General features: G+C 72.6%; 8 protein-coding genes and 1 pseudogene. 2 read left to right on the plus strand and 7 right to left on the minus strand.

Annotation, left to right across the window (positions count from 1 at the left end):
* The 4 genes and pseudogenes from ACWJ6R_RS26400 to ACWJ6R_RS26415 all read right to left on the minus strand — a co-directional run.
* Positions 1–482 (minus strand): annotated as a pseudogene (locus ACWJ6R_RS26400) (thiol reductant ABC exporter subunit CydC); the annotation flags it as partial.
* On the minus strand, positions 479–2,251 hold the full coding sequence (gene cydD / locus ACWJ6R_RS26405; RefSeq protein ID WP_449064821.1) for a thiol reductant ABC exporter subunit CydD: 1,773 nt from the start codon (positions 2,249–2,251) through the stop codon (positions 479–481). The gene cydD and the pseudogene ACWJ6R_RS26400, both read right to left, overlap by 4 nt.
* Before the next feature lie 7 nt (positions 2,252–2,258).
* On the minus strand, positions 2,259–2,534 hold the full coding sequence (locus ACWJ6R_RS26410) for a hypothetical protein (RefSeq protein WP_449064822.1): 276 nt from the start codon (positions 2,532–2,534) through the stop codon (positions 2,259–2,261).
* 206 nt (positions 2,535–2,740) lie between these two features.
* Positions 2,741–3,163, minus strand: a complete 423-nt coding sequence (locus ACWJ6R_RS26415; protein ID WP_449064823.1) for a hypothetical protein — start codon at positions 3,161–3,163, stop codon at positions 2,741–2,743.
* 88 nt (positions 3,164–3,251) lie between these two features.
* Between ACWJ6R_RS26415 and ACWJ6R_RS26420 the strand changes: the two genes are divergently transcribed.
* Together ACWJ6R_RS26420 and ACWJ6R_RS26425 are read left to right on the plus strand one after the other, a co-directional pair.
* Positions 3,252–3,584 carry a hypothetical protein gene (locus ACWJ6R_RS26420; protein WP_449064824.1) on the plus strand — a complete coding sequence of 111 codons (333 nt, stop codon included), beginning with the start codon at positions 3,252–3,254 and terminating at the stop codon, positions 3,582–3,584.
* Entirely contained in the window at positions 3,581–4,513 is a 933-nt protein-coding gene (locus ACWJ6R_RS26425) for a hypothetical protein (RefSeq protein ID WP_449064825.1), read from the plus strand. The genes ACWJ6R_RS26420 and ACWJ6R_RS26425 overlap by 4 nt, the downstream gene beginning before the upstream one ends.
* Before the next feature lie 152 nt (positions 4,514–4,665).
* Here ACWJ6R_RS26425 and ACWJ6R_RS26430 read toward each other — a convergent pair whose 3' ends face one another.
* From ACWJ6R_RS26430 to ACWJ6R_RS26440, 3 genes are all read right to left on the minus strand, one after another.
* The gene (locus ACWJ6R_RS26430) at positions 4,666–5,952 is read right to left on the minus strand and encodes an ArsB/NhaD family transporter (protein WP_449064826.1); all 1,287 of its coding nucleotides are present in this window, start codon (positions 5,950–5,952) and stop codon (positions 4,666–4,668) included.
* Between the two features lie 381 nt (positions 5,953–6,333).
* Positions 6,334–6,792 carry a CBS domain-containing protein gene (locus ACWJ6R_RS26435; RefSeq protein ID WP_449064827.1) on the minus strand — a complete coding sequence of 153 codons (459 nt, stop codon included), beginning with the start codon at positions 6,790–6,792 and terminating at the stop codon, positions 6,334–6,336.
* Positions 6,793–6,929: 137 nt separating this feature from the next.
* Positions 6,930–7,202, minus strand: a complete 273-nt coding sequence (locus ACWJ6R_RS26440; RefSeq protein ID WP_189240222.1) for a hypothetical protein — start codon at positions 7,200–7,202, stop codon at positions 6,930–6,932.
* Between the last annotated feature and the right edge of the window lie 162 nt (positions 7,203–7,364).

Genomic DNA, 7,364 nt, shown 5'->3' on the forward strand with positions numbered 1-7,364 from the left:
GCAGCACCACGCCCCGCCACCAGCAGTCCGGCCGCCAGCACCAGCGCCGCCGCCGGGAGCAGGAACAGGCCGAGCACGACCGCCGCGAGCCCGGTCACCAGCGCCGCGACCGCCGGGAGCAGCCCGCGGACCAGCAGGTCCTGCACGGCGTCGGTGTCGTCCACCATCCGGCTGAGCAGGTCGGCGCCCTTCTGGCTCGGCGGTCCGGCCGGGACGAGCGCCTGGTAGAGCCGTTCCCGGGTCGTCGCCTGGGCCCGGAGCGCCACGTCGTGCCCGGTCAGGCGCTCGCCGTACCGGAAGACGCCCTTGCTCGTCGCGAACGCGCGCACCCCGACGATCGCCACGCTCAGCGCCGCCAGCGGCGGCTGCTCGGCCGCCCTGGTGATCAGCCACGCGGCCGACCCGATCAGGGCCAGCCCGGCGAGCTCCGCCGCGACCCCGGCGGCCGCCGCCAGGGCGATCCGCCCGCCCATCCGCCTCATCGGGCCCCTCCGGCGCTCGTCGTCACCGCGTCGCCGGAAGTCACCGTGCCGCTGTCGGAGACGACGCGGCCGCCGGCGATCCGGATCACCCGGTCGGCCAGATCGATCATCGCGGGCCGGTGGGCCACGATCACGGCGGTCCGGCCCTCGGCCAGCTCGCGGGTGGCGGCGACGATCGCCGCCTCGCTCCGGCCGTCGAGCCGGGCCGTCGGCTCGTCCAGCAGGAGCAGGTTCGCCGCGGGGCGGCAGAAGGCGCGGGCCAGCGCGATCCGCTGCCGCTGGCCGGCGGAGAGGTTCACCCCGCGCTCGCCGAGCACCGTGTCGTAGCCCTCCGGCAGCTCCGTCACGAAGCCGTCGGCGTGCGCGGCCCCGGCCGCCGCCCGGACCTGCTGGAGCGTCGCGTCCGGGGAGCCGAGCCGGATGTTGTCGGCCACCGAGGCGGCGAACAGATGAGGGCGCTGGGGCACGAACGCCAGCCGCCCGCGCCAGTCCTCCCAGTGCGCCTCGGCGAGCTCCACCCCGTCGACCAGGACCCGTCCGCTCTCGGGGGTGAGGAAGCCCAGGAGCAGGTGGAGCAGCGTGCTCTTGCCCGCACCGCTCTCACCGACCAGCGCCACCCGCTCGCCCGGCGCGATGACCAGCGACACGTCCTCGAGCGCCGCCTCCGTCCGGCCCGGATAGCGCACCGTGACGTTCTCCAGCCGGATCCCCGGCGCCGTCCAGGGACCGGCCGCGCCGATGACCCCGCCGCGGGTGGGCGGGGACACGGCCGAGTGGGAGGCGGCGGAGCGGGGCCGGGTCTCTGCGGGCCGGGTCTCTGCGGGCCGGGGTGCGGCGGGCTCCCCGTCGAGTACGGCGAACACGTCGTCGGCGGCGGTGACCCCCTCCATCGCGGCGTGGAACCTGGTGCCCATGTTCCGCAGCGGCAGGTAGGCCTCGGGGGCCAGCAGCAGCACCAGCAGCGCGGCGGACAGGTCGAGCGTCCCGCCCAGCAGCCGGAGGCCGATCGGGACCGCGACCAGCGCGAGCGAGAGCGAGGCGGCCAGCTCCAGCACCAGCGAGGACAGGAAGGCCACCCGCAGCGTGCGCATCGTCGCGCTCCGGTGGGCGTCGGTGACCTGCCGGATCACCTCCGCCTGGTAGCGGGCCCGGCCGAAGGCGCGCAGCGTGGGCAGGCCGCGGACCACGTCGAGGAAGTGCCCGCCGAGGCGGGACAGGGCCCGCCACTGGCGCTCGGTGACGGCCTTGGTGTGCAGGCCGACCAGCGCCCCGAAGACCGGGATGAGCGGGAGCGTGACGAGCACGATCACCGCGCTGGCCAGGTCCGCGAAGACCAGCCGGGCGAGCACGGCGACGGGTACGACGCCCGCCACCGCGACCGCCGGGAGGTAACCGTTCAGGTAGGGGTCGAGGGCGTCCAGGCCGCGCCCGGTCAGCGTCACCAGTTCGCCGGAGCGGTGGAAGGCCGGTCGGGCCGGGCCCAGGTCCCGCAGCCGGGAGAGCAGCCGGTGGCGCAGGACCGACTTCACCGCGGTGGCCGTGCGCCCGGCGGCGATCCCCTGGGCGAGGCCGAGCAGGCCCCGGACCCCGACGACCAGCGCCAGCAGGGCCAGCGCCGAGGTCTCGAACCTTCCGGAGAGGACGCCGGCGAGCAGCTCGGCCTGGACGAGGACGAGCAGCCCGGCGAGGATCGCGGCGGCCAGGCAGAGGGCCAGATGGCGGCGGACTGCTCGCTCGCTCCGCATCAGCCGCAGGAGATCCTTGTGCATGTGAGCCCTAGAAGAACGAGGGGGACCGGTCGGCCGCACTCCGGGGACCGAACGTGCGCCACACCCATACTTGCGCACCCACCATGACCGGTGCGCACGGCAGGATCATGAGACTGAGCACATTCAGCGTATCCACCGGGGCGGTGTGCTCCAGGAGCCACGGAGCGGCGGCGGCCAGCAGCGCCGCGGCGGGCGCGGCGGCCTGGGCGGCGGTCGGCACGGTGAACGCGAGCGCTCCCGCGGTGGCGGCCACGGCCAGAAGACCAGTGGTAAGTCGCTTCATCATCATCTCCCCTTCGGCCCCCGTCCCTCGTGCCGGATAGCTTCTCCGGCTCCCCCGGGAACAGGGGTCGCTGGTAACGGAATGTAGTTGCAGCCCTCCCGTGTCCATACTTATAGCCATCCGGGCTGATATTTACACCGACCCATCTGAACAGGAAAAACACCCGCCCTCACAAGGAGGTCGGGTGTTCCCCGGCGCAGGACGGATCACTCGGACTCGGCGGTGTACAGATACTCCCAGTCACCGCAGCGGGTCGGGTAGGAGCTGCGCAGACCGATCTGGCAGACCCGCACGCGGACGGAGTCGACGTCGTCGGCGGCGAAGTGGAACCTCTTGTAGCCGCCCGCGCCGCAGTGCCGGTAGCTCTCCTTCTCGGCCCAGTAGCCGTGGTGGTCGTCGAACCGGTGCGCCTGGACCTTGATGAAGGCGCACTTGCCGCCCTGGCGGTAGGTGCGGTGGTCGAGGTCGTAGAGCTTGCCGCGCACGTGCACCTCGTTGGAGGTCTGGCGGCGGTTCCAGTCGACGCCGATCCACCCGCTGGCCTTGGCCTTGTGGTTGCCGGAGTAGTAGGAGCCCCAGTAGTCGTCGTAGTCGTGGCCCGACGAGCCGGCCGCGGCGGACGCCGCCACCGCCCGGCTGGTCGCCGCGGTCCGCGACTACTACGCCGGGGCCTTCCGGGCCATCGCCAGCGGCGGCCGCGACACCGGTTACCTGGAGGTGCTCGGCGGCGAGGCGAACCGGCAGGGCTACGAGTGGGTGCACGGCTACGTGGCGGACGGCCAGGCGCTGCGCGGCACGGCCCGGCTGTACGCGTTCAACGTCAGCGGGGTGATGGGGCGAGGGGCGCAGCTGGACGCGTGCGTGGACCTGTCGGGGATGCGGCTGGTGGACGCGCGGACCGGCGAGGTGCTCCGCGAGCAGGAGGCGTGGATGCGCAGGCCGTTCTTCCAGGCGAGCGCGATCCGGCGGGAGGACGACGGCGCCCGCCGGATCATGGGCCTGCGGCACGTCCTGTCGCCCGGCGAACAGGCGAAGGGATGCCTTAGATGATCATGAAGTTGGCCGTCGCGGGGATCCTGCTGCTCGGCCTGGCCGACCCGCCGACCGTGGAGACGGGGCAGCACGATCGGACGGCGACGATCACCCTCCGGGACTCGCGGGTCGTGCTCAGCGGCGACGGGCTCGGTGGCGGCAAACGCGACGGCTACCGGGTCAGGCGCCCGTGCTGGTACGAGCCCAGCGACAGGAAGACCGCCGACCTGCTGAGGACGTACCGGCGGACGAAGGACCTGCTGCAGCGCCAGCCCGTCTACGACGAGAAGGAACTCGACGCGATCATCAAGAAGATCGAGGAGGCGGAGGGCAAGGAGGGCCGGTGGTGGGTGCCCGCCTACGTCTACGACGACCCGAACGGCTACGCCTGCTGGTCCGGGCTGGAGCGCTTCGTGTGGGTGCCACCGGGCACCACCCCGCCCGCCGGGATCACCATGGCCGAGCTGATGGACATCGCCCGCGCCGCGCTGACCGTGCCGGAGCCGCGGGTGGAGCTCAACCCGGACGCCAGGAGCTACGTCAACCTGCCGACCTGGGTCTGGCTGGACGGAGTGGGGGACACCACCCGGTCGGTGACGGCCACGCTCCCGGGCGTCATGAGCGCCACCGTGACGGCCACGCTCGGGGACATCGAGATCGACTCGGGCACGACCGGCGACCGCGCCGAGGTGGTCGAGAGCGGCTGCGGGCCGCGCGGCAGGCCGTACGCCAAGGGGGCCGAGTTCACCTGCGGCGTCCGCTACCTGCGGGCCTCCGTCGACCAGCCCCGGAAGGTCTACGAGCTGACGGTGACCTCGGTCTGGGAGGTGGGAGCCGCCGGCCAGGGCGGGGGCGGCGTGGCGCCCTTCGCCTACGACCCGATCGAGGTCGGCGTGACCCGGGACGTCCCGGTGGGCGAGGTGCAGAGCGTCGTGCGGGGCGGCTGAGCTTCGGCGGTGCCTCCGGCGGTGTCGATGGCGGTGTCCCCGGTGCGGCCCGGCGGCCCGGTCATCGCGGGCCGCCGGATCACCGGATCAGCGCGTTGCCGGATCAGTGGGTCGCCGGATCAGCAGGTCGCCGATCCGGCGGCCCGGCGGGCTCAGGTGAAGTAGCGGAGCCAGACGTAGACCCACGCCATCAGCGAGCTGAGGGCCGTGACGAGGATGCCGTACCTGGTGAACTGCCAGAAGGAGATGGGGTGGCCGGCGCGGGCGGCGATGCCGATGACGACGACGTTGGCGCTGGCGGCCACCGCGGTGCCGTTCCCGCTGAAGTCGGCGCCCAGCGCGAAGGCCCACCACAGCGCCTGTCCGGTGGCCGGGTCGGGCGCCTGGGCCACGAGCCCCTCGACGATGGGCGCCATGGTGGCGGCGTAGGGGATGTTGTCGAAGAAGGCACCCAGCACGGCGGAGCCGAACAGCAGCGCGGTCGCCGCGCCGAAGAAGTCGTCGCCGACCACGCCGATCGCCCAGTCGCCCACGGTGGAGATGACGCCGGTGTGCACCAGTCCGGCGACCATGACGAACAGGCCGATGAAGAACACCAGGGTCGGCCACTCGACCGTGCGGAGGGTCTCGGAGACGTCGGTGCCCGACACCAGGACCATCACCCCGGCGCCGACCAGCGCGACGATCGACGGTTCGACGTGCAGGACGGAGTGCAGGCCGAAGCCGACGATGACGAGACCGAGCACGGCCAGGCAGCGCGTCAGCAGGCGCGGGTCGGTGATGGCGCGCCGCTCCTGGAGGGCCATGACGGCGGTCACGCGGTCGGGGTTGTAGCGGAACGACTTCCTGAACAGCACCCGGGTCAGCAGCACGAACGCCGTGAAGGTCACCACGACGATGGGCGCCATGTGGATGAGGAAGTCGTTGAACGTCAGCCCGGCCCGGCTGCCGATGATGATGTTGGGCGGGTCGCCGATGAGGGTGGCCGCGCCGCCGATGTTGGAGGCGAGGATCTCGGCGATGAGGTAGGGCTGGGCGGGCACGCCCAGCCGGTTGCACACGACGACGGTGACCGGGGCGACGAGCATGACCGTGGTGACGTTGTCCAGGAACGGGGAGGCGACGGCGGTTATGATCATCAGCATCACCATCAGCCGGTACGGCCTGCCCCAGGACCTCTTGGCGGCCCAGATGGCGAGGTAGTCGAAGACGCCCGTCTGTTTGAGGACCCCCACGATGATCATCATGCCCAGCAGCAGGAAGATCACATTCCAGTCGACGCCCTCGTGCTCGGAGAAGAACACCTCCGAGCCGGGGATCAGCCCGAGCACCGCCATGACCCCGGCGGCGATGAGCACCACCTTGACCTTGTCCGCCTTCTCCGTGGCGATGTAGTAGAACGCCACCGCGAAGACGGCGAGCGCGGCGAGAGCGCTCATCGGCCACGCCCCGGCGGTCCGGTCCGGGGCACGGCCGGGACGGCGGGCCGGGTCCGGCGGGACGGTGGCGAGAGCCGGGGCATGCCCAGAGGGCATCGCCGGAAGTCGTGCATGGGAAAGCCTCCGAAGGGTGGGCGTATATACGGGATCCCGGGCGTGCGGGGATCCCGGGGCGCGGGATCCCGGGCGCGCGGGACGTCAGAGCATGCGGGACCACAGAGCATGCGGGATGTCAGGCCGGGCGGATTCTCAGGTCGCCCGGAACAGGACCGGGGCGGTGTACGGCGGGCGGGCACGGGAAGCCGGCCGGGAGGTCCTCCCGGACGCTCCCGCCGGGACGGCCGGGAGCGCCCGGGAGCGCCCGGCAGCGCCCTGGCAAGGTCAGTCGTCGGGGCCGGACAGGGCCAGGCTGGTGAGCAGGCGGTCCAGAGTGATCGTGCCGACCAGGACCCCCGCGTGGTCCACCACCGCCACCAGCGGACTGCGCAGCCGCGCCATGAGGGCCGCCACCTCCAGCAGCGTCGCGTCGAGGGCCACCGTGGCGGGCTTGACGGGCTGGCGTGGCAGGCAGTCGCCCACCGTCAGATCACCCTGCTCCTGCCAGAACAGGTCGGCCTGGGCCTCGTCGACGGTCCTGGTGAGCAGCGGATCCTCCTGATAGGCGCCGGGAACCGTCATCCGGAGCACCTGGGTGCCGGGCAGCACCATGCGGGGCCGTGAGTCGTCGTCGACGACGATCAGTCCCGGCAGGCGGGCCAGCGTCATCACCCGCACCGCCCTGGTGACCGGGTCGTGGACCGTCACCGTGGGCAGTTTCACGGCGATATCGCGTGCCTGCATGACACCGTCCCTCTGGGCCTTCCGGATGCGGTCAGATTCCGAGCGGTGGCGTTTCACCTCCGGCGGGTGCACCGCCGGTATCCGGAAGTGCCTCTCCCTCGTCCTCGGGAGAGGGCCTCCCTCCCTGCCCGTCCTCGTCACGGGGCGCCTCCGGTGAGTGCGGCGATCCGGTGTTCGAGGTCGGCGACCCGGTCGGCGATGGGCCGGGGCTGGAGGATCTCCGCGAGCTGGGCGGCCTCGTCGCGCTCCATGACGACGCACTCCACCGCGAGGTCGGGATCGTCAGGGCCGTACACCATCAGGGAGAGCCGGTCCGTCTCGTCCACCAGCATGGAGAACCGGTGCCCGCCCCTGGTCCTGAAGTGGTGCACGGTGCCGGTGCCGGGGACGGTGGTGTGGGTGATCTCCATATTGATCCTCCGTTCTCGCAGGTCGGATGGGAAGAGCGGGGTCAGTGGCGCGGATGGGCGAGGCGGACCGCTCGAGAGCACTCCTCTCGGGTGCGGACCGGCCGGGCGCGGGCCGACCGGGCGCGGGCCGACCGGGCGTGGACCGGCCGGGCGCTGGACCGG

The sequence above is a fragment of the Planomonospora algeriensis genome (assembly GCF_977012225.1).

Bases quoted from the DNA above. Each gene is read 5' to 3' on its own strand.
- ACWJ6R_RS26410 (WP_449064822.1), bottom strand. From the start codon at position 2,534: ATGAAGCGACTTACCACTGGTCTTCTGGCCGTGGCCGCCACCGCGGGA.
- ACWJ6R_RS26440 (WP_189240222.1), bottom strand. From the start codon at position 7,202: ATGGAGATCACCCACACCACCGTCCCCGGCACCGGCACCGTGCACCAC.
- ACWJ6R_RS26435 (WP_449064827.1), bottom strand. From the start codon at position 6,792: ATGCAGGCACGCGATATCGCCGTGAAACTGCCCACGGTGACGGTCCAC.
- ACWJ6R_RS26430 (WP_449064826.1), bottom strand. From the start codon at position 5,952: ATGAGCGCTCTCGCCGCGCTCGCCGTCTTCGCGGTGGCGTTCTACTAC.
- ACWJ6R_RS26425 (WP_449064825.1), top strand. From the start codon at position 3,581: ATGATCATGAAGTTGGCCGTCGCGGGGATCCTGCTGCTCGGCCTGGCC.
- cydD (WP_449064821.1), bottom strand. From the start codon at position 2,251: ATGCACAAGGATCTCCTGCGGCTGATGCGGAGCGAGCGAGCAGTCCGC.